This is a genomic window from Vibrio sp. SCSIO 43140, assembly GCF_023716585.1.
Lineage (GTDB): Bacteria > Pseudomonadota > Gammaproteobacteria > Enterobacterales > Vibrionaceae > Vibrio > Vibrio maritimus_B.
This window is the reverse complement of the sequence record NZ_CP071850.1, coordinates 3,231,039-3,251,754: the sequence shown is the minus strand read 5'-3', so window position 1 is coordinate 3,251,754 and position 20,716 is coordinate 3,231,039. Positions and strand designations below refer to the sequence as shown.

Below are 20,716 nucleotides of genomic sequence, written 5' to 3'. Positions count from 1 at the left end.
AGTTGCATGACAAAACTTACGGTTAAAGCACTTAGCGAAGAGATTGGTACGCCAGTTGAACGCCTAATTGAACAACTTGCTGATGCTGGTCTGAAGAAATCAGAAAGCGATCAGGTGAACGATGAAGAGAAGCAAACGCTTCTTACTCACCTTAAGAAAGAACATGGTGATACATCTGGTGAGTCAGAGCCTACTCGTCTTACGCTGCAGCGTAAAACTCGTAGCACTCTGTCTGTTTCTGCCGGTGGCGGTAAGAGCAAAGATGTACAAGTAGAAGTGCGCAAGAAGCGCACTTATGTCAAGCGCAGTGCGATCGACGAGCAAGCAAAACGTGAAGCTGAGGAAGCAGCAAATCGTGAGGCGGAAGAGCGTGCCCAACGTGAAGCCGAAGAGCTAGCCAAACGTGAAGCTGCAGAGAAAGCACAGCGTGAAGCAGAAGAGAAAGCTCAGCGCGAAGCCGAAGAAAAACGTCTAGCAGAGGAAAAAGCTAAACGTGAGGCTGAGCAACCTGAAGCAGATTCTGCTAAGCGCGAAGAAGCGGAAAAGGCTAAGAAAGAAATGAACGCAAAGAATGCTGAAGCGAAGAAAGAAGCTGACGAACTAAAACGTCGTCAAGAAGAAGAGGCGCAACGTAAGGCGGAAGCTGAAGCGGCTCGTCTAGCTGAAGAAGCTCGCAAACTAGCGGAAGAGAATGCCGCTCGCTGGTCTGAAGAAGAGAAAAAATCTAAAGACAACGAAAAAGCAGATTACCACACGACAACTTCTACGTACGCTCGTGAAGCAGAAGATGCTCAAGACCGTAAAGAAGAGAAAGCACCTCGTCGTCGTAAGAAGAAAGCTAGCCCGCAAGAAGACAACCGCGGCGGTCGTGGCGGTCGTAACCAGCGTGGTAAGAAAGGCAAACTGGCTAAGCCAACGTCTATGCAGCACGGCTTCGATAAGACAGCTCAGGTTGCTAAGCAAGACGTTGTAATCGGCGAAACCGTTGTTGTTTCTGAGCTAGCAAGCAAGATGTCTGTGAAAGCAACAGAAGTTATCAAGGTGATGATGAAGATGGGCGCAATGGCGACTATCAACCAAGTTATCGACCAAGAAACTGCACAGCTTGTTGCTGAAGAAATGGGCCACAAAGTGGTTCTACGTAAAGAGAACGAACTGGAAGAAGCAGTACTGTCTGACCGTGATGAAACATCTGAAGCAGTTTCTCGTGCTCCTGTTGTAACTATCATGGGTCACGTTGACCACGGTAAGACATCGACACTTGACTACATCCGTCGTACTCACGTTGCATCAGGCGAAGCGGGTGGTATTACTCAGCACATCGGTGCATACCACGTAGAAACTGACAACGGCATGATCACTTTCCTTGATACTCCTGGACACGCGGCGTTTACCGCAATGCGTGCTCGTGGTGCTCAAGCGACAGATATCGTTGTTCTAGTAGTAGCTGCAGACGATGGTGTAATGCCACAAACAATCGAAGCTATCCAGCACGCGAAAGCGGCGGGCGTTCCTCTGATTGTTGCAGTGAACAAGATCGATAAAGAAGACGCGAACCCAGACAACGTTAAGAACGAGCTGGCGCAATACGACGTTATCCCTGAAGAGTGGGGCGGTGAGAACATGTTCGTTCACATCTCTGCGAAACAAGGTACTAACATCGATGGTCTTCTAGAAGCTATCCTACTTCAATCAGAAGTACTTGAGCTAACAGCGGTTGCTGACGGCATGGCATCTGGTGTGGTTGTAGAATCATTCCTAGATAAAGGCCGTGGTCCAGTTGCTACTGTACTGGTTCAATCTGGTACGCTACGTAAAGGCGACATCGTACTTTGTGGTCAAGAATACGGCCGTGTACGTGCGATGCGTGACGAACTAGGTAAAGAAGTGACTGAAGCTGGTCCATCTATCCCAGTTGAGATCCTAGGTCTATCTGGTGTCCCATCATCAGGTGACGAAGCAACAGTTGTACGTGATGAGCGTAAAGCTCGTGAAGTAGCAAACTACCGTCAAGGTAAATTCCGTGACGTGAAACTTGCGCGTCAGCAAAAAGCGAAACTAGAAAACATGTTCTCGAACATGACTGCTGGTGACGTTGCTGAGCTTAACGTAGTACTGAAAGCGGACGTACAGGGTTCTGTAGAAGCAATCTCTGATTCTCTACTGAAACTGTCTACTGACGAAGTTAAAGTGAACATTGTGGGTTCTGGTGTTGGTGGTATTACTGAAACTGATGCAGTACTAGCAGCAGCTTCTAACGCGATCATCCTAGGCTTCAACGTACGTGCTGATGCTTCTGCTCGCCGTACTGTAGATACTGAAAACCTAGACCTACGCTACTACTCAATCATCTACCAGTTGATTGACGAAGTGAAACAAGCAATGGGCGGTATGCTTGCTCCTGAATTCAAGCAAGAAATCATCGGCCTTGCAGAAGTACGTGACGTATTTAAGTCTCCAAAACTTGGCGCAATCGCTGGTTGTATGGTGACAGAAGGTACTATCAAGCGTAACAACCCTATCCGCGTACTGCGTGATAACGTTGTAATCTACGAAGGTGAGCTAGAATCTCTACGCCGCTTCAAAGATGACGTTCAAGAAGTTAAGAACGGTTACGAGTGTGGTATCGGCGTTAAGAACTACAACGATGTTCGCGTTGGCGACCAAATCGAAGTATTCGAAATCGTTGAAATCAAACGTACTCTAGACTAATTGACAAAATCGCTACTCAGTTTTTAACTTGAGTATTGATGGTTGTTGAATACGCCATGGGGGGCTGGTTATTACCATCCCCCCATTCTTTCTATAGGAAGTAAAGAAATGTCAAAAGAATTTAGCCGCACACAACGTGTTGCGCAGCAACTACAAAAAGAGCTTGCTCTTATCCTTCAACGCGAAGTTCGCGACTCTCGCCTTGGTATGGTGACGATTTCAGACGTAGAAGTGTCTCGTGACCTAGCTTACGCAAAAGTATTCGTGACTTTCCTATGTGTGGGTGAGCAAACCCCTGAATCAAGCATTGCGGCACTTCGTGAGCATGAGGCTCATATTCGAATGATGCTAGGTAAGCGCATTCGCTTACGTCTAACGCCAGAAGTACGTTTCCACTACGACAACACGCTTGTCGAGGGTATGCGTATGTCTAACCTAGTGAGCGAAGTGGTCAGCGAAGATAAGCGTAAGCAAAACGAAGCTGGTCGTAGCGAAGAAAACGGCGCTGAGGGAGAAGAGCAGTAATGGCTAGACGTCGCAAGGGACGTCCAGTCAACGGCGTTATCCTTCTAGATAAACCTACCGGTATCTCATCGAATGATGCTCTGCAAAAAGTAAAGCGTATCTACTTTGCTGAAAAAGCAGGGCACACGGGTGCTCTTGACCCACTAGCAACGGGCATGCTGCCAATTTGCTTGGGCGAAGCCACCAAGTTTTCGCAATTCCTATTGGATTCAGACAAGCGCTACCGCGTAATCGCTAAACTTGGCGAGCGCACCAATACCTCTGACTCTGATGGCGAAGTGGTTGAAACTCGCGATATCAACGTAACTCCAGAGCTTCTTGATGAATGCATCGATAAGTTCCGTGGTGAGTCTAATCAAGTGCCGTCAATGTTCTCAGCACTGAAATATCAAGGTAAGCCACTTTATGAGTACGCTCGCCAAGGTATCGAAGTACCGCGTGAGGCGCGCAAGATCACTGTGTATGAAATCGTCCTACATCGCTTTGAAGGTGACGAAGTAGAGATGGAAGTACACTGCTCAAAAGGCACGTACATCCGTACTATCGTCGATGATCTCGGTGAAATGCTAGGCTGTGGTGCGCACGTGACTATGCTGCGTCGTACGGCGGTTGCTAAGTACCCTTATGAGAACATGGTGACCCTAGAGCAGCTTAACGAGCTATTCGAGCAGGCGAAGCGCGAGGAGCGTCAGCCGCGAGAGTTGCTTGACCCACTGCTGATGCCAATGGACAGCGCAGTACAAGACCTTCAAGAAGTGAATGTATCACCTGAGCTTGGTGACTTGCTTCAGCATGGTCAGCCAGTACAGGTTTCAGGCTTGCCAGTCGATGCGCCAGTACGCATGACCATGGGTGAAGAGCGTTTATTCATCGGCGTTGGCGCGATGAATGACGATGCGAAGCTTGCACCTAAGCGACTCGTTGTTTTCCGTGAGGAAGAAAGTGCTCAATAGAGCAACGAATACTCCTTGCTCTAGCTAGAATTATTCCCTATAATTCGCGCTTCGCGTAGTGGCTGAATCAGAGATTGGCTGCTACAAATTTTAAACTTACTCTTATTAGGAGAGAATTATGTCTCTGAATGCAGAAACTAAAGCAGCAATCGTTGCAGAATACGCACAAGGCGAAGGCGACACTGGTTCACCAGAAGTTCAAGTAGCTCTACTTACAGCTTCTATCAACCACCTACAAGGTCACTTCAAAGCACACAAAGGCGATCACCACAGCCGTCGTGGTCTTCTACGTATGGTTTCTCGTCGTCGTAAGCTTCTAGATTACCTAAAAGGTAAAAACCTAGCTCGCTACCAAGACCTAATCAAACGTCTAGGCCTACGTCGCTAATCAGCGTCTGCATAGAAAGTTTGTTAAAAGGGGCTATATGCCCCTTTTTTGTTAGCTAAATTCTTTAGTTAATGGCAAAACTTCCACTAAGTAGTTTATACTACGTCCCGTCTAAACAGAGTTGTCTAAAGCATATCCGTTTAGTCACAATCTGCTCAGTACATTACAGTCCATTTTGTCGACCGCAGGGTCGCGACTATTCCAAGCACATTTGCTCGCTTTTAGCGGCACAGAACTAGCTGCTTAGAGCAAAGAGCTAAGTTTGTTTGAACTAGTCGCGATTTGTAATGCATTGAGCGCACAATCAAATGATCTGGACTTGCTCCAGAAAAAAGGAAATACAATGTTCGAAAAACCAGTTGTTAAGTCGTTCCAATACGGCAACCACACTGTGACGCTAGAAACAGGCGTTATCGCACGTCAAGCTACTGCAGCTGTAATGGTAACAATGGACGATACGTCAGTATTCGTTTCTGTTGTTGGTAAAAAAGAAGCTGTTGAAGGTCAAGACTTCTTCCCACTAACAGTAAACTACCAAGAGCGTACTTACGCGGCAGGTAAAATCCCAGGTGGTTTCTTCAAGCGTGAAGGTCGTCCTTCTGAAGGCGAAACACTGACTGCACGTCTAATCGACCGTCCAATTCGTCCACTATTCCCAGACGCATTCAAAAACGAAGTTCAGGTTATCGCGACAGTAATGTCTGTAAACCCGAACGTTCAACCAGACATGGTAACAATGATCGGTACTTCAGCTGCTCTTGCTATCTCTGGTATTCCGTTCAACGGTCCTATCGGTGCAGCACGTGTTGGTCACATTGATGGTCAACTAGTACTAAACCCAAGCAACACTGAGCTAGAAAACTCTAAACTAGACCTAGTTGTTGCGGGTACTGAAGGCGCTGTTCTTATGGTTGAGTCTGAAGCAGACAACCTAACAGAAGAAGAGATGCTATCAGCAGTGGTTTACGGCCACGACCAACAGCAAGTTGTTATCAAAGCAATCAACGAGTTTGCAGCAGAAGTTGCTACTCCTGCTTGGGATTGGGTTGCTCCAGAAGAGAACACGGCTCTTAACGAGCGTATCGCAGAGCTAGCGGAAGCTAAGCTAGTTGAAGCGTACCAAATCACTGAAAAGATGGCTCGTTACGACCGCATTCACGCGATTGCAACAGAAGTGAACGATGTTCTTCTTGCTGAAGATCCAGAAGCGAACACGAAAGAAATTCACACTATCTTCCACGATCTAGAGAAGACAGTTGTACGTCGCAGCATCATCGCGGGTAACCCACGTATCGATGGTCGTGAAAAAGACATGGTTCGTGCACTAGACGTGCGCACTGGTGTTCTTCCACGTACTCACGGTTCTTCACTGTTCACTCGTGGTGAAACTCAGGCAATCGTAACTGCGACTCTTGGTACGCAGCGTGATGCTCAAATCATCGATGAGCTAACTGGTGAGCGTAAAGATCACTTCCTACTACACTACAACTTCCCTCCATACTGTGTTGGCGAAACGGGTTTTGTAGGTTCTCCTAAGCGTCGTGAAATCGGTCACGGTAAACTGGCTAAGCGCGGTATCGCAGCAGTAATGCCTTCTGTTGAAGAATTCCCATACACAGTTCGTGTTGTATCGGAAATCACTGAATCTAACGGTTCATCTTCAATGGCTTCTGTATGTGGTACGTCTCTGGCACTTATGGATGCAGGTGTTCCAATCAAGTCTTCTGTTGCGGGTATCGCAATGGGCCTTGTTAAAGAAGGCGACGACTTCGTTGTTCTTTCTGACATCCTTGGTGACGAAGACCACCTAGGTGACATGGACTTTAAAGTAGCAGGTACTAACACTGGTATCACTGCACTTCAAATGGACATCAAGATCGAAGGTATCACTAAAGAGATCATGCAAATTGCTCTTAACCAAGCGCAAGGTGCACGTAAGCACATCCTTTCTGTAATGGATGAAGCTATCTCTGGTGCTCGTGAAGAGATCTCTGAGTTCGCTCCACGTATCCACACAATGAAGATCAGCGCAGACAAGATCAAAGACGTTATCGGTAAAGGTGGCGCGGTTATCCGTCAGCTAACTGAAGAAACTGGTACGACTATCGAGATCGAAGACGACGGTACTATCAAGATCGCGGCGACTGACGGTGACCAAGCGAAAGATGCGATCGCTCGTATCGAAGCTATCACAGCAGAAGTTGAAGTTGGTAAGATCTACACGGGTAAAGTTGCTCGTCTAGCTGACTTCGGTGCATTCGTAACGGTTCTTCCAGGTAAAGATGGTCTAGTACACATCTCTCAAATCGCTCAAGAGCGTGTTGAGAAAGTGACTGACTACCTGAAAGAAGGCCAAGAAGTTCAAGTTAAAGTACTTGAAATCGACCGCCAAGGCCGTGTACGTCTAAGCATGAAAGAAGCGGTAGAACAGCCAGCGGAAGCTGCGAATGAAAAAGCGGCACCTGACGCAGAATAATTCGCATTTCTAGACCATTGCGTCTAAAAGCATGCTATAAAGAGGGGGCAATCGCCCCCTTTTTTAGTGCGCGAAGGAAATTACCTGCTATACCATTAAAGCAGCACGGCAAAAAAATTAAATAAAAGCCGTCAGTTACGCTTAGCGATAGCAGGCATTAAGGAGAAGAATATAGTGAAGTGGTTTCGAATCTTAGGATTGAGTTTAGTGGCCGTCGTGACGGGTTGTGCATCCAACTCATCAACGCAAGATCAGCAGTGGTTAAACCCACCAATGGCAGTGCCTTTGCAAGCCAATGTTCAATATGAAGTACAGGTTGCAAGACTGACTCAGCTACTTCAACGCAGTGATCTTGATAATGACGTGCGCGCTAAAATGCACTTTGAGCGTGGTTCTTATTTCAATAGTCTAGGTATGCGTGATTTGGCGCAGCTTGACTTCAACCAATCGCTTCAGCTTAACCCTGCTCAGCCAGTGGTGTTCAACCAAGTCGGCCAATACTTCACGCAGATTGGTGATTTTGATTCAGCCTATGAAGCATTTGATTCAAGCTTAGAGCTGGATCCTGCCAACTCTTACGCGCTCCGCAACCGTTCAATTGCACTTTATTACGGGGACCGTATTCCTCTCGCTATCGAAGGCATGACGCGTTATTACCAAGAAGAGCCATCAGATCCATACCGCGCGTTATGGCTTTACATCATCTCTCGTGAAGCGAGTCCATCAGAAGCTGCGATTAACCTCAATAAGCAATATCTATCTCGCAATAAAGATTGGGGTTGGATCTTGGTCGCGCTGATGTTAGACCAAATATCAGAAGAGCAGGCCTTCCAAGCGATTCTGGCAAGCAGCAGAGACAACAATGTATTGGCAGAGCGTTTGACAGAAGTGTACTTCTATCTTGCGAAGCGTCATCAAATCGACGGTGATTTCCCAACAGCCGTATCGCTATATAAGTTGGCAATCGCCCAAAACGTCTACGATTTTGCAGAGCATAAGTACGCATTCCTAGAGCTGACAAAAATCTTTGAAATCGTTAGAGCTCAACAAGCAGAAGAAGCGAAGAAACAGCAAGAAGAGCAAGCGAACGCAGAGCCTAGCGACGCCTAATTCTCTGAGACACGTTGAATTCGAAAACACCAGCCATTGGCTGGTGTTTTTTTATGCGTTGAAGTTTATTTCTAATCGCCCTAAAATAGTTAGCTATGCTAATTAATAAGTAATATGAATGTCTATAGAAGTCAATTTAGAGAAAATGGAGCGACTGACTGCTAAGGTCTGGCGCAGTTACTGTAAGGAAGATCCACTCTCGCATCTTAGTTTTAATGAGTATGACTATTTGAAGACGGTACAGGCTTCGTTAGAACCAATACGCCTTACTGATCTCGCCAAGGAGTTAGAGGTATCTAAACCTTCGGCAACCAACATGGTTAAGCGGTTGGAAAAGAAAGGTTTGGTGGAGCGCCTACCATGCCCAGAAGATGCCCGGGCGAAAAGAGTGATACTTACGGAGAAGGCTCGCATTCCTTTGGCATCAGAAACCGAGATTTACGGCGCCGTTGCTGAAAAACTAAAAGTAAACCTCTCACAGAGTGAGTTTGCATCACTCAACCAGCTACTGACAAAGGCTCTGAGGCCAGAATAGGGTTCTGAATGAGCCATCTGATAACAATAAAATCGTAGTAAAGTCGTTATGAAACAAAAATCAATCTATCAACAGTTTTGGCGCTATGCGATCCCAACCATTGCCGCCATGCTCGTCAACGGCTTGTATCAAGTCGTGGATGGGATATTCATTGGCCAGTATATGGGCGGGGAAGGTCTCGCGGGTATCAATGTCGCTTGGCCTGTTATCAGTGTCATCCTTGGACTTGGGATGATGGTCGGCGTGGGTACGGGCGCTTTGGCTTCCATCAAGCAGGGTGAGAATGACCTTGCAGGTGCGAAACAGGCATTGGCAACCGGTATGATGGCCTTGCTCGCATTAAGCCCTATTGTCGCGATTGCTTTGTGGCAATTTGCGGATGAAATGATATTGCTTCAGGGCGCGCAGGGTCGCATGTATGAGTTGGCAATGCAGTATCTCGATATACTCATTGTCGGTGGTGTGTTTGCGCTCGGCTCCATCGCAGTTCCGTTTCTACTGCGTAATGACGATAGCCCTAACATGGCGACATTGCTTATGGTGCTGGGCGCGGTGATCAACATAGCGCTCGACTATTGGTTTATTGCCTTACTGGGGTGGGAGCTAACAGGGGCTGCTCTAGCAACCGCTATCGCTCAATCTGTGGTCACTGTTTTAGGTATTGGTTACTTCTTTACGTCTAGAGCAAAGATGCGTTTAATGCTCAAGGACTTTAAGTTTCAGTTCCATTTGCTGCCCAAGATCTTTTCTATCGGCTTGGCGAGCTTCTTTATGTACGCTTATGGCTCATTTATGGTGGCGATACACAATGCACTCTTTGCAGAGTATGGCTCGGTTACCTTAGTCGGAGCTTATGCGATACTTGGTTACATCGTCGCATTCTACTATTTGATTGCCGAAGGTATTGCCAATGCGATGCAGCCGCTATTGAGTTACAACTATGGTGCGCGCCGTGAAGATAATATGCGTAAGCTGTTTAATGTCGCTATGTTAAGTTCTGTGTTAGGCGGGGCTGCATTTATCGGACTGTTGAATTTGTTCCCATATCAAGCGGTATCGGTATTTAACTCATCAGAACCGCTGCTTATTGAACACACCGTGACGGGGATAAGGTTGCATCTTTTCTCGATGTTCTTAGATGGATTTATAGTGGTAGCTGCCGCTTACTATCAAGCGATCAGCTACAGCAGAAAGGCGCTATTTGTCACTTTAGGGAACATGCTGATTCAATTACCATTCCTCTATGTGATGCCAAAACTCTGGGGAGTGACTGGGGTTTGGATTGCTTATCCGCTATCCAATGTGGCGTTGAGTGTTGTGGTGGGTGTGATGATCTGGCGTGACATCCGTAAGCTGCAAACGAGTGGCTATGCTGAAGCCACGGCTTAGCCCTCTGAAACGATAAGGCCTCGCGAATTGCGAGGCCTTATACATTGGACTGACTTTAACTAGATCTGCTTAACGTCGAGACCAGCAATCTGATGCCAGTAACCGTTGCACTGACGGTCGAGTGAGGCGACTGGGTTACTGCCGTCTTCATTGGCTCTGAAACGGTCAACCTCTGCAAAGGTATCCAGTCCAAGTGGGCTCAAACGTACAACATCGACCAAGCCTTCCATCGACTTAAGATCGTTGATTAGGTTGTACTGATAACCAGATTGCGTTTGGATACCGTTTAGGTTGAACACCGACTGGCCCTCTTGGCTCTCTACTTGGAGGCCTGTCGGGTATTTAATACAGCAGGTTTCGCAGTCATCTTTCGCGCGGTTTTCCGCACGAGCAGTGAAGCAGCGCGCAGAATACGCGAGCGGTAAATAACCGTGGCTAAATACTTCTACCTCGAACTGATCACGAATGCCCAAGTCGTCTGCTTGGTTCATGGCGTTTTCTAGCCATTCGCGTGACAGCTCAACTGGCATGCACCAACGAATCATGCCTTGCTTAGCAAACAACTGTAGCGTGCGAGCGTTGTATGTGTTTACCGCTGGCCCAACGACAAATGGCACCTTGCTTTCACTGGCGAGTTGAATAGCGGATACGTCATTAGCTTCAATCGCAAAGTCACCGTTGTCGATGTACTTCTTCATGATATTCACTTCACTCGGCGCTTCGAGTAGTGCCATAGTGGATAGCACCACTTGCTTACCCGATGCGCTGAGCTCTTTAGCAATATTAAACCAATGAGTAGGTTTCATTTCACGGCGCTTAGAACACACGCTCTCGCCTAGATAGATAATATCGGCAGAGCTTGATTTTGCTTGTTCGTAGAAGCTCTCTACATCTTGCTTTGGCCAAAAGTACAACAGTGGCCCTAATGCATACTTCATGTATTTTGCTCCTTATTGCCACTTACGGTGGTAAGCACCGAGTGTCGTTTGTGTGCCTTCAGAAACGTTGGCTAGAGCACTATCCCAGCTTGGTTTTACTTGGTATTGCTCTGGGTTGCGTTGGTACATATCAATGGCTTCTCGCCAGGTGCGAGTCACCTGCTCGACGTAGGCAGGACTGCGTTGGCGACCTTCAATTTTCACTGATGCGACATTCGCAGCAAACAGCTCAGGCAACATAGATAGGGTATTTAGGCTAGTTGGCTCCTCAAGGGCGTGGTAGCGCTTGCGTTCACCGTCAACTTCCGCTTCAAAACGCCCCTTACAAAGCGTAGGGTAGCCAGCGTTTTCACCTTGTGCATAGCGGTCGATTAGAATGTCATTTAGACGTGACTCTAACCCGCTTTCTGTCTCTTGCCAGCGCACATATTTCGCTGGAGAGCAAGCGCCCACTGTGTTCGGGGATTCGCCCGTTAAATAAGAAGACAGATAACAACGCCCTTCAGACATGATGCAGAGGCTGCCGAACGCAAACACTTCAAGTTCAACGTCTGACGTCATGTTTCGAGACAGCTGTTTGACCTGATGAATCGACAGTACGCGAGGCAGAACTACGCGCTTCACATTGAAGTTCTTATGATAAAAATCGATGGCAGCTACGTTGGTCGCAGAGGCTTGTACTGAAAGATGCAATTCAAGATCTGGGTACTTGTTTGCAGCATAATCCAGTACGGCGATATCGGCCACAATCAGTGCATCAACACCTAGGTCTGCGGCTTGGTCAACGGCATTCGTCCAGCGCTCAAAGCCATTTGGGTGAGCAAAGGTATTTAGGGCGATATGCAGCTTTTTGTTGTGGTCATGAACATACTGCGCGGCACGTTCAAGCTTTTTACCCGTGAAGTTCAACCCCGCAAAATGGCGGGCATTGGTATCGTCTTTAAAGCCGATATAAACGGCATCGGCACCGCAATCAATTGCAGTCTTTAGCGCAGGTAAGTTGCCTGCTGGGCATAAGAGTTCCATATGCTCATTACCATAAATCTGTCAGTAGAGCGCATTTTATGAAGATTTGATAAAGGTCAATTTGATATAAGGCAGGTTTCGCTTAATAAGCAACGAATTAACACCAAAGAGGTAAGCTAATTTGGGGGATAAACGCTCAGTCTCTTTGGCTAGTTTCTGTGTCGGCGGTTTTGAGCAAATAGTGCTTCGACTTCATGCTTTGGTTGTGGGCGATGGAAGTGGAAACCCTGAATCGAATTGCAGTTTAAGTTGGATAGTAGTGTCGCTTGATGGCGCGTCTCGACGCCTTCGGCAACAACAGACAGATTCAGTGATTTACCAAGGTTGATGATGTTCTCGATCACCGTGAGCTGTTTTGGTAGCGTATCGATATCCATGATAAACGCTCGGTCTATCTTAAGTTCATCGATAGGGAAGTGCGCAAGGTAAGAGAGCGAAGAGTACCCGGTACCAAAGTCATCAATAGAGAGCGCAAAGCCAAGCTTCTTGATTGAGTTGAGCATCTGCAAGGTGTGTTCACTGTTACTCATTACCGCACTTTCGGTCAGCTCAAAGGTGATACAGCTTGGATCGAGTCCGGTGCTGCGCAGTAAGCGCTCCATGTAGTCAATAAGCTTAGGGTTGCCAAATTGCTCAGGCGATAGGTTGATCGCGACGCGGCCTGGCAAGATGCCTTGAAGTTTCCAGCGTTTCACAGTGGTGAAGACATCACGCATAACCACTCGGCCTAAACTCTCGATCAGGCCCGCTTGCTCGGCGACAGGGATGAAAGACGCTGGACTAATGTAACCTTCGACAGGGTGCTTCCAACGCACCAACGCTTCAGCACCATTAATGCTGAAGTCACGCGCGTTCACCTTAGGCTGATACCATACCTCAAGACCATTTTGTTGCAGTGCTTTTTGTAGCTCGATCTCAAGCCACAAGCGCATACGTGCTTCTTTGTTCATTTGGTCGTTGAACTTCACCAAACGGTTACGACCGCGAGCCTTTGCTTCGTACATTGCGGTATCGGCGTTTTGCAGCAGGATGCGAGCATCATTGCCATCGTTTGGTGATTGGACGCTACCAATCGAGCAAGCGAGTCTTTTGCTGAAATGGTGTAGGTCGAAGGGTTGGTTAATTAGGCTAATGATTTTCTCTGCTAGCTCATCAGCGGCTATGTTGCTATCAGGCTCTGGCAAAATGATGCCAAACTCATCGCCACCAAGGTGAGCGAGAACCGCATGCTGAGGCAAGTAGCGTTTGAGGCGTGCTGAGACCTCTTGAATCACTCGGTCGCCGATATGGTGACCCAATGAGTCATTAATATTCTTAAAATTGTCGATATCAAGGTAAAGCATCACAAACGGGGTGCTTTCCTCAATAAAATGCTCCAAACAGCGTGTAAACCCGAGGCGGTTATACAGCTTGGTGAGCGCGTCGATATTCGCGTCTTCATGACTGTTTTTTGCAACAGGACTCGGTTTCTCATCAAGGTCTTGGACTAATATTAGGTGCGCATTGGCACCAAATAGATTGGCACTATCGACATGCAATGAGAGTCTGCGTTGAATGCCGCAATAGTCACTGGTTGAGAAGGTAAGCGGTGTCTTAGCGTCGACCTGACTCAGATCAAGTTGTATTCGTTGATTGTCGTTTTCGTTGCGCAGGAGTCGTGTTAGTGACTCTCCGAGTAAGTCGCTTTGACTTGAGTAGCCAAATAGGCGTGCTGAAGCCGGGTTTGCCGACAAAATGCAGCCATCTTCAACCAGTAGCAACCCATCGGGAATTAACTCAGCAAGCTTTAAAAATTTGCTTTCGGATTCCTCTAGGGAGCGAGTGATGATCTGCTTTTCTGACGTATCGATGGCATGGAAGACGATGTATTCGATTACGCCATTGAGTTCAATAGGAGAGACGCTAAAGTGAAGACTAGATTCGATATCTGATTCATCGAGCGTGACTTCGGCTTCAATGGATTCACCAAGAAAGGCACGCTCATAGTACGGCTTGAGGTGATTGTAGAAACGGGCGCCTAAAACCTCGTGGTCATTCATACCGACCAGGTCACTGTGGGTAAGTCCCGCGACATCGCAATAGCGATCATTGACCATCCAGTAACGGTGCTCGTCATCCAAAATAGCAAAAAAGAAAGGGCTATTGGATGTTAACTTAGCAAAGTATTCCTTTAACAATTTGGATGACATCAATGTACTACCAGTTTTCTGAAGCGCTTATATATCAGTAACCCACACACTATAACTGTGATTTATCCGTTAGAAAAGGGTTAAGACAAAAGCAAAAAATATTTGACGCACAACAGGATTTTTTTTGTACGAATACCGTATTATGTCGTTTCTTAAGTACAAACTAACGGAAAAACCGCGTGTTAGACAAGATTCGAAGTCAACTAGTTAAAAACGCAGCACAAATTTTGCGATCTCCAGTCCATTTTCTGCCAACCAAAATTCAGAATAAAGCGCTGCTTGAAGGGCTAAAAACCGTTTTTAAAGAAGCACTTGAGGACGGTGATTTCGAGTTTTTAGAACAGAAGTGGTTGAAAGTTCATATTCGTGATCTAAACCTCAGTTGGTATATTTCCTACAACGATGAGACGCTCGTCGTTTCCGAATCTGTTGAGCAAGAAGACGTCAGTTTTAGCGGTAATCTGAATGACTTAGTCCTAATCGCGGGGCGTAAGGAAGATCCTGATACGCTGTTTTTCCAACGCCGTTTAAGCATTGAGGGTGATACCGAACTAGGCTTAGAAGTAAAGAACTTAATGGATAGTGTTGATCTTGACGCGCTTCCAAAACCAATGTTGTCAGCATTGATGCATCTTGCAGAGTTCGTTCATAAAGGATTGCAGCCAGCTCAAGGCGCAAGTGAGGTACCTAATGCTTATTCGAACTGAAGCACCCGCTGACATTCTTGCCATCGACCGCCTACTTAAGTCAGTGTTTGATACAGAGGCGGAAGCAAACTTGGTGATGGCACTTCGCGAGAACAGCCGCTTAACGCTGTCGCTTGTGGCATGCACTGACGAAGGGGAAGTGATTGGCCACGTGCTGTTCTCACCCGTAACGCTCAATGGCGAAGACTATGCTTGGCAGGGTTTAGCTCCACTTGCAGTGGCTCAATCGCACCAAGGTCAAGGTATTGCAAAGGCTTTGGTAAAAGAAGCGTTCGAGACCCTACCAGACTTTGGCTATCCAGCGTGTGTGGTGCTTGGCGATCCGAATTACTATTCAAAGTTTGGCTTTAGCTCCGCAAGCGAAGAGGGATTGAGCTGTCAATGGGAAGTACCTGAAGGTGCATTCCAAGTAAAATCATTGACGGCAGACTCGATTCAGACTCTTCTTTCCGGTAAATCGGGCGTGATTGAATACAGCCCAGAGTTTCTAGAGCTTTAATTCATTTTTCACACGAGTAAGATCCTACTTACTCGTGTGTTGGTGATCCAATTCGCCTCTGTTACACTTCGCCCAACATACTCGGATTTTGGTCGAACCTGATAAGCAGGCAGTCCTATGCATAACAGCACCACGCTACAGCTGATGGGTATTCAAACTTGGGAGCTCACTCACCCAGAGAGAATGCCAAACAGTGCTCAAGCCACATTTTCACTCGCTCCATCTTGCCAACTGCTGTTTGTGTCAGCCGTGAAGCCGGAGGGAGAGCTCGTCTCATTCTTTGAAAAAATCTTAAAGGCGATGAAGTTAGAGCTTGATAGTGTCTTGCACATCACGCCAGAACAGCTTGGTCAACTTGACGCGCAATCTGTCCCGACTTGGATGTGGTTCGCAGGCGATGAGCACGCTGCTGACCGTTTTGAGCACTGGTTGCAACTGCTCGACATACCATCAAAACCTAAGTTTCTTCAATCGTCTTATTTGGCAGAGATCGAAGGTGACGACAGTCAAAAACGACAGCTTTGGAATCAAATTCGTGCCTACAACTGATATCACCTTTACTGAGATACAAACATCCCATCTCGACGCTATTGTAAGTATTGAGAGTCAAGCGCATAGCCACCCTTGGAAAACCTCCATGCTCCATGACCTAAACGGTCGAGGCGCGCACAATGTGGTTATGCTGGTGGATGAACAGCCAGTTGGCTATTTCTATGCTCAGAATATTGTTGGTGAAGTGTCGCTATTAAACATTGCGGTGTCACCACTTCATCAAGGCAAAGGTTATGGTCGTCAATTGGTCCAGCACTTTTTAGCCTACTGTGAGACTTCCCAAGCGGAGAGTGCATGGCTAGAGGTGAGAGAGAGTAATGTGCCCGCTGTGTCGCTCTATTTGGCGGAGGGCTTTAATGAGGTCGACCGACGCCGTGATTACTACCCAACTGAAGATGGTCGTGAAGACGCGGTCATCATGTGCTATCACTTTCTGTTTTCTGCAATGTGACAGAGGTGTGTCGTACGCGCCTCAACTCTAAATTTCCGCTCTATCGTGCCTAAAACTTAGTTAGAACGCCGACTAAACCGTCAGATTTATAGATAGGTTACATTACCCAGAGTTACTTCGAATAACTCGCCAGTGCTTCATACTGCCCGCAATTATTGATAATCATGGGATTAAAAACATGAAGCACATTTCAACTCTTTCTGCAGCGTTCCTAGCTGCACTGACAGTCAATGCTCAGGCATCGGAAGAGCAAACCAATGACCCTGCTGACGTGACTCGTCCTCAAACCTACCTAAAAGTTGATTCTGGCGCGAAAGGCAAAGACGGCCTAACTCGCCTGCAATTGAACATGGCTGGCTCTTACAATGAAGACATTGGCTACCTAGGTCAGTTTGAGACCGACTTCCAAACCAACCTTGACGGACAAGAAGGTAAGTCGAAAGACTTTGGCCTGTCTCGTATTCGCGCACGTTACTTCCAAGTGCATGCGACGGGCTCAGAGGTGCTTCCTGAAATTGGCTTCTCGCTTGATTACATTAGCTATGGTTCAAACTGGGTAGCAAAGCAAAGCGGTGTAGAGCAAACCGCAGCAGTAGGCGCCGTTGCAAAAGTGATTACTCCGTTTGAAAACTGGGTCTCTTACCCGAACATCGCCGTGATGCGTAACGAGTACGACAATGGTCGTTCTGAAAATGGTTGGCAGGCAAACTGGTTCAACTCATTCTATCTGTCTGAGCAAGGTCATTATGTCACCGTGAACCCACAGTACGCGAACTACAACAACGCGTTTGGTAAAAACGAGCAGTCACTTGAACTTAACTTCGAAGGTGGTGTGCCACTGACTTCCGATGGCAGCGTTTGGGGTAACGTCACATACTCAGAACACTTCTTCAAAGCAGGCACAGAGTCACGCATGAAGCATCTTGATGGCAATCGTGAAGTGCGTATTGGTGCCACTTGGTTCTTCTAACCAATTAGCGTAAACAGTTCCTCTCAACTCTAAGGCAAGGATGCCTTAGTCTCTACTTTATTCTTACTTTTTAGTTCCCTTGTTACTGGATCGTTTCCAGTTACTAACTCCATCCCAATTCGCAGAGTCGTTACACTGAGTCACAGTGAAATTCTAACCGAGTTAAATCCATGAGGACGCATAATGTCTATGCCATTTCAGCTTACCGATAAAGTCGTTGTATTGATTGGTGGAACGTCAGGTATCGGAGAAGCGATTGCTAAGCGTTTAATCAATGCAGGCGCAAAACTGGTGATTGCCGGTGTCAATGCGAACGAGCCTGCGTTGCAGACGCTGGAGGCGCACTATGTCTATGCCGATGTGACCGATGAGTTCTCGCTAAGCGAGCTTATGGCGATTGCGTTCGAGCGCTATGGCCAGATTGACGTGTTGGTGAATTGTGCTGGCTCGACCAATGGCTACAGCACCATCATGGAGTCGAAGAAATCGGAGTACAACGCCAACTTTGAAGTGAATGCGCTGGGTACGGCTTTGACGATCAAACACGCTGTACCTTACATGCCAAAAGGCAGCAGCATTATCAATATTGCATCGGTTGCCGGTACACAGGGCGTGCCATACCTGGGTGCGCTTGCTAGCTCAAAGTGGGCGGTTTTGGGTATTACTCAAACCGCAGCACTTGAACTTGGTACCAAGCAAGTAAGGGTCAACGCCGTCTGTCCTACCTCTGTCGATACCCCGCGTGCGCACACGTCCGGTGGCGAGCCACAACTTCGCATGGAGAAGCGCGCCGTCCCACTTGGTCGTATCGCGCAGCCAGAAGAAGTCGCCGCGGTGGTGCATTTCTTAGCATCGGAAGACAGTAGCTTTGTGAATGGCCAATCAATTGGTGTTGACGGCGGTTTCAGCGCCGGCATGAGTATCGATGCCTACAATCAGCTCGCACAGTGACCAGCTCGCACAGAGAGCAACTTGCACAAGAACCAACTTGCACAAGAACCAACTAGCACAATAATTTGGAGCTTATTTATGAATAAAACCCGTTTACTTTTAGGAGCATGCCTATTGATGCTCAGCTCAAGTACTTTTGCTTATTATTGCGATCAAGAAGCGGAAGGCGCCGTCGTCGGTGCAGTCGATGGTGCGATTACCGGAGCGATTGTTGGTGGTATTGTTGATGGCAGTGATGGAGCAAAAACTGGCGCTGTGATTGGCGGCGGTGCTGGCGCGGTCGGTGGTGCTATTGATGGTGCTTACTATGAGGGTGCTTGTGAAGTGGCAACGGATGTGATCGTTGAAGACGAGATCATTGCTGAGGAATATCTGGCGGAAGAATATATTGAAGAAGAGTACATCGCCGAAGAGATCGTCGAAGAAGAAATTGAAGATGAGTACTTAGCCGAAGAGATCTACGACGACGCTTTGTACGACTAATTCGGAATTCACAGCCATCAAACTATAAGAAAAGAGAGCCAATCGGCTCTCTTTTCGATTCTAACTTTTTATAAACGCTCTAGGGCTTCAAGTAGCTTGTTTTTAATGGCTGGGCTTGAGATAAAGGCACCCAAATATCGCTCTTCATTGCCCTCGAAGTCAGGGCGGATTTGTAGCATTTCTTTGTAGCTTGCTTGCGCTTGTTTGAATTCACCCTTGTAGACTTGGATGACCGCTTTGAGCATCGGGATCCAAAATAGACGACGCAGCGATAGCTTGCTGACCGACTTCTCAGCACCGTCAAAGTCATCTTGCATGATCTTATACACCACAGAGGCAATCGAGAACCAAGGTGGACGGAACGGGTTCAACTCTTTAGAGCTGCGAATCAGCTCTAGGCCTCGTTCGAATTCGCCTGCCATGCACAATGCCCAGCCACACAAACCAATCTGATAAGCGGCATTCGGGTTGATATCCAATACTTTGTCGACTGTCTCTATAATGCCGTTAACGTCGTCTTTCAACTGATGTGCCATCAGCATTGCCATTTGAGCTTCTTGGTTGCTTGGCTCTAGCTCTACCGCGCGGCGAGCGTGGTTCAGACCAGTTTCAACAGCGTTGTCGACCTGTCCCATACCGAGCATCTCGGCGTCAAAGTACAGAACCGCGAGCATAGAGTGAAGCAGCGCCACATCAGGCTCGTTCTGAACCGCGCTAAGCAATGCTTGCATGGCTTGAAGGTGGGTATCTTCTGTCAGCGTCATTAGGTAGTGACGATAGCGCAGGGTGGCTTCATAAGTCGATAAGTGCTCGATCTTCTTCTGATTGCAGCTTGCATAGATTTCACGATGGATAATTCCAAAGCTAGACGCAAGCTCAGCAACAATCTCGGCGATGATGTCGTCTTGAACAGAGAATAGGTCTTCGGTAGCGAGGTCACAGGTGTACTTTTCAGCCCAGACTTGCTCTCCGCTGTCGGTGCGATATAACTTGGCATAGATACGCACTTTGTTGCCAAGGGCCTGCATAGTACCTGAGGTAATAAACGATACGTTGAGCTTCTCACCAAGCCCTTTAACATCCGCGGACGTGCGAGGGTCAATATTGGTATCACCAAGGGCATGCATCGAGACAACTTTTAGCATGTCAAAGCGAGCAAGCTCAGTGGCGAGCTCTTCACCAAAACCTTCTGCAAAGAAGCGTTTTTCAGCATCATCTGATAGAGACAAAAATGGCAGTACAGTAATGGTTGGATTAAGCGATTTATTGGTCTCGCCAACCATTTGCGCCAGAGTTGTTGATTGACGAGCGGCCTGTGGAACCTGAGGGGTAAAGAGAGGGCTGTAGCGACCTTTAGGGATCGACAGTACCAATGGGTCATTAACCCCTTCCGTTAAATAATACGTTTCGAGAGTGCGTCGGACGCGACCCGCTTGAATTCGAACAATTGGGTCTGCTTGATGATCAAAATCAGCATCACGATCAAAGACTTCGGTAGCAATCGTAAATTGCTTTAAGCGATCTCCATTACCCGCCAAAGTTTGCTCTACAACGAAAGAGAGGAGCTGCTTCATCTTAGGGCTTTGGTCGAATGCTTTGCTGGAAAGAATGCGATTGAGTTGATCTTTCACACGGGCTTGATTTTCTTCGATTCGAATATCTAATGGAGCTTGTTCTGACACCGTTGCTAACTCTCTCTTTGTAGGATCTGCGTATTCTGCCACTTTAGGACATTGAAAAATAGTAACGAGTTCACTTCTTGATTAAAAACTAGATATCACTCGCTACTCATACCAATATAAAAGTATGAACGCCGTTAAAATAATAATCTAAACCATAGACTTACCACTAGTAACTATAGA

General features: G+C 47.2%; 19 protein-coding genes. 15 read left to right on the top strand and 4 right to left on the bottom strand.

Annotation, left to right across the window (positions count from 1 at the left end; translation table 11 throughout):
• The first annotated feature begins 6 nt into the window (after positions 1-6).
• From infB to J4N45_RS15540, 8 genes are all read left to right on the top strand, one after another.
• Positions 7-2,712 (top strand): translation initiation factor IF-2, encoded by a 2,706-nt coding sequence (gene infB, locus J4N45_RS15575; RefSeq protein WP_252012371.1) that lies wholly within the window; start codon positions 7-9, stop codon positions 2,710-2,712.
• A gap of 108 nt (positions 2,713-2,820) precedes the next feature.
• On the top strand, positions 2,821-3,237 hold the full coding sequence (gene rbfA, locus J4N45_RS15570) for a 30S ribosome-binding factor RbfA (RefSeq protein ID WP_042473586.1): 417 nt from the start codon (positions 2,821-2,823) through the stop codon (positions 3,235-3,237).
• The gene (truB, locus tag J4N45_RS15565; RefSeq protein WP_252012369.1) at positions 3,237-4,190 is read left to right on the top strand and encodes a tRNA pseudouridine(55) synthase TruB; all 954 of its coding nucleotides are present in this window, start codon (positions 3,237-3,239) and stop codon (positions 4,188-4,190) included. Before rbfA ends, truB begins: the two co-directional genes overlap by 1 nt.
• Positions 4,191-4,308: 118 nt before the next feature.
• Positions 4,309-4,578: a 30S ribosomal protein S15 gene (rpsO, locus tag J4N45_RS15560; RefSeq protein ID WP_005380094.1), complete on the top strand. Its 270-nt coding sequence runs from the start codon at positions 4,309-4,311 to the stop codon at positions 4,576-4,578.
• Positions 4,579-4,921: 343 nt separating this feature from the next.
• Entirely contained in the window at positions 4,922-7,054 is a 2,133-nt protein-coding gene (gene pnp / locus J4N45_RS15555) for a polyribonucleotide nucleotidyltransferase (protein WP_252012367.1), read from the top strand.
• Positions 7,055-7,228: 174 nt separating this feature from the next.
• Positions 7,229-8,164 (top strand): lipoprotein NlpI, encoded by a 936-nt coding sequence (nlpI, locus tag J4N45_RS15550; protein ID WP_252012364.1) that lies wholly within the window; start codon positions 7,229-7,231, stop codon positions 8,162-8,164.
• A 118-nt stretch (positions 8,165-8,282) separates the two neighbouring features.
• Positions 8,283-8,699: a MarR family winged helix-turn-helix transcriptional regulator gene (locus J4N45_RS15545; RefSeq protein ID WP_252012362.1), complete on the top strand. Its 417-nt coding sequence runs from the start codon at positions 8,283-8,285 to the stop codon at positions 8,697-8,699.
• Positions 8,700-8,747: 48 nt separating this feature from the next.
• Positions 8,748-10,088, top strand: coding sequence for an MATE family efflux transporter (locus J4N45_RS15540; protein ID WP_252012359.1), 1,341 nt, complete (start codon positions 8,748-8,750; stop codon positions 10,086-10,088).
• Positions 10,089-10,147: 59 nt separating this feature from the next.
• On the opposite strand, the gene J4N45_RS15535 is transcribed toward J4N45_RS15540, so the two are convergent.
• The 3 genes from J4N45_RS15535 to J4N45_RS15525 form a co-directional block, all read right to left on the bottom strand.
• A complete protein-coding gene (locus tag J4N45_RS15535) occupies positions 10,148-11,026 on the bottom strand; it encodes a U32 family peptidase (protein ID WP_252012357.1) in 879 nt (292 codons plus the stop codon).
• A gap of 12 nt (positions 11,027-11,038) precedes the next feature.
• Positions 11,039-12,052 (bottom strand): ubiquinone anaerobic biosynthesis protein UbiU, encoded by a 1,014-nt coding sequence (gene ubiU / locus J4N45_RS15530; protein WP_252012356.1) that lies wholly within the window; start codon positions 12,050-12,052, stop codon positions 11,039-11,041.
• Positions 12,053-12,201: 149 nt separating this feature from the next.
• Entirely contained in the window at positions 12,202-14,241 is a 2,040-nt protein-coding gene (locus tag J4N45_RS15525; protein WP_252012355.1) for a sensor domain-containing protein, read from the bottom strand.
• A 179-nt stretch (positions 14,242-14,420) separates the two neighbouring features.
• Between J4N45_RS15525 and ubiT the strand changes: the two genes are divergently transcribed.
• From ubiT to J4N45_RS15490, 7 genes are all read left to right on the top strand, one after another.
• Positions 14,421-14,948, top strand: a complete 528-nt coding sequence (gene ubiT, locus J4N45_RS15520) for a ubiquinone anaerobic biosynthesis accessory factor UbiT (protein ID WP_042473597.1) — start codon at positions 14,421-14,423, stop codon at positions 14,946-14,948.
• Positions 14,932-15,447, top strand: a complete 516-nt coding sequence (locus J4N45_RS15515) for a GNAT family N-acetyltransferase (RefSeq protein ID WP_252012354.1) — start codon at positions 14,932-14,934, stop codon at positions 15,445-15,447. Before ubiT ends, J4N45_RS15515 begins: the two co-directional genes overlap by 17 nt.
• A gap of 117 nt (positions 15,448-15,564) precedes the next feature.
• A complete protein-coding gene (locus tag J4N45_RS15510; RefSeq protein WP_252012352.1) occupies positions 15,565-15,996 on the top strand; it encodes a DNA polymerase III subunit psi in 432 nt (143 codons plus the stop codon).
• Complete coding sequence (gene rimI, locus J4N45_RS15505) at positions 15,983-16,450, top strand: ribosomal protein S18-alanine N-acetyltransferase (protein ID WP_252012350.1); 468 nt, start codon at positions 15,983-15,985, stop codon at positions 16,448-16,450. Before J4N45_RS15510 ends, rimI begins: the two co-directional genes overlap by 14 nt.
• A gap of 178 nt (positions 16,451-16,628) precedes the next feature.
• Positions 16,629-17,420: a hypothetical protein gene (locus J4N45_RS15500; protein ID WP_252012348.1), complete on the top strand. Its 792-nt coding sequence runs from the start codon at positions 16,629-16,631 to the stop codon at positions 17,418-17,420.
• Between the two features lie 183 nt (positions 17,421-17,603).
• The gene (locus J4N45_RS15495; RefSeq protein WP_252012347.1) at positions 17,604-18,371 is read left to right on the top strand and encodes an SDR family NAD(P)-dependent oxidoreductase; all 768 of its coding nucleotides are present in this window, start codon (positions 17,604-17,606) and stop codon (positions 18,369-18,371) included.
• Positions 18,372-18,449: 78 nt separating this feature from the next.
• Positions 18,450-18,854 (top strand): YMGG-like glycine zipper-containing protein, encoded by a 405-nt coding sequence (locus J4N45_RS15490; protein ID WP_128648295.1) that lies wholly within the window; start codon positions 18,450-18,452, stop codon positions 18,852-18,854.
• A gap of 68 nt (positions 18,855-18,922) precedes the next feature.
• Here the strand turns inward: J4N45_RS15490 and J4N45_RS15485 are convergent, their stop codons facing one another.
• On the bottom strand, positions 18,923-20,578 hold the full coding sequence (locus tag J4N45_RS15485) for a FlgO family outer membrane protein (RefSeq protein ID WP_252012345.1): 1,656 nt from the start codon (positions 20,576-20,578) through the stop codon (positions 18,923-18,925).
• Positions 20,579-20,716 lie beyond the last annotated feature (138 nt).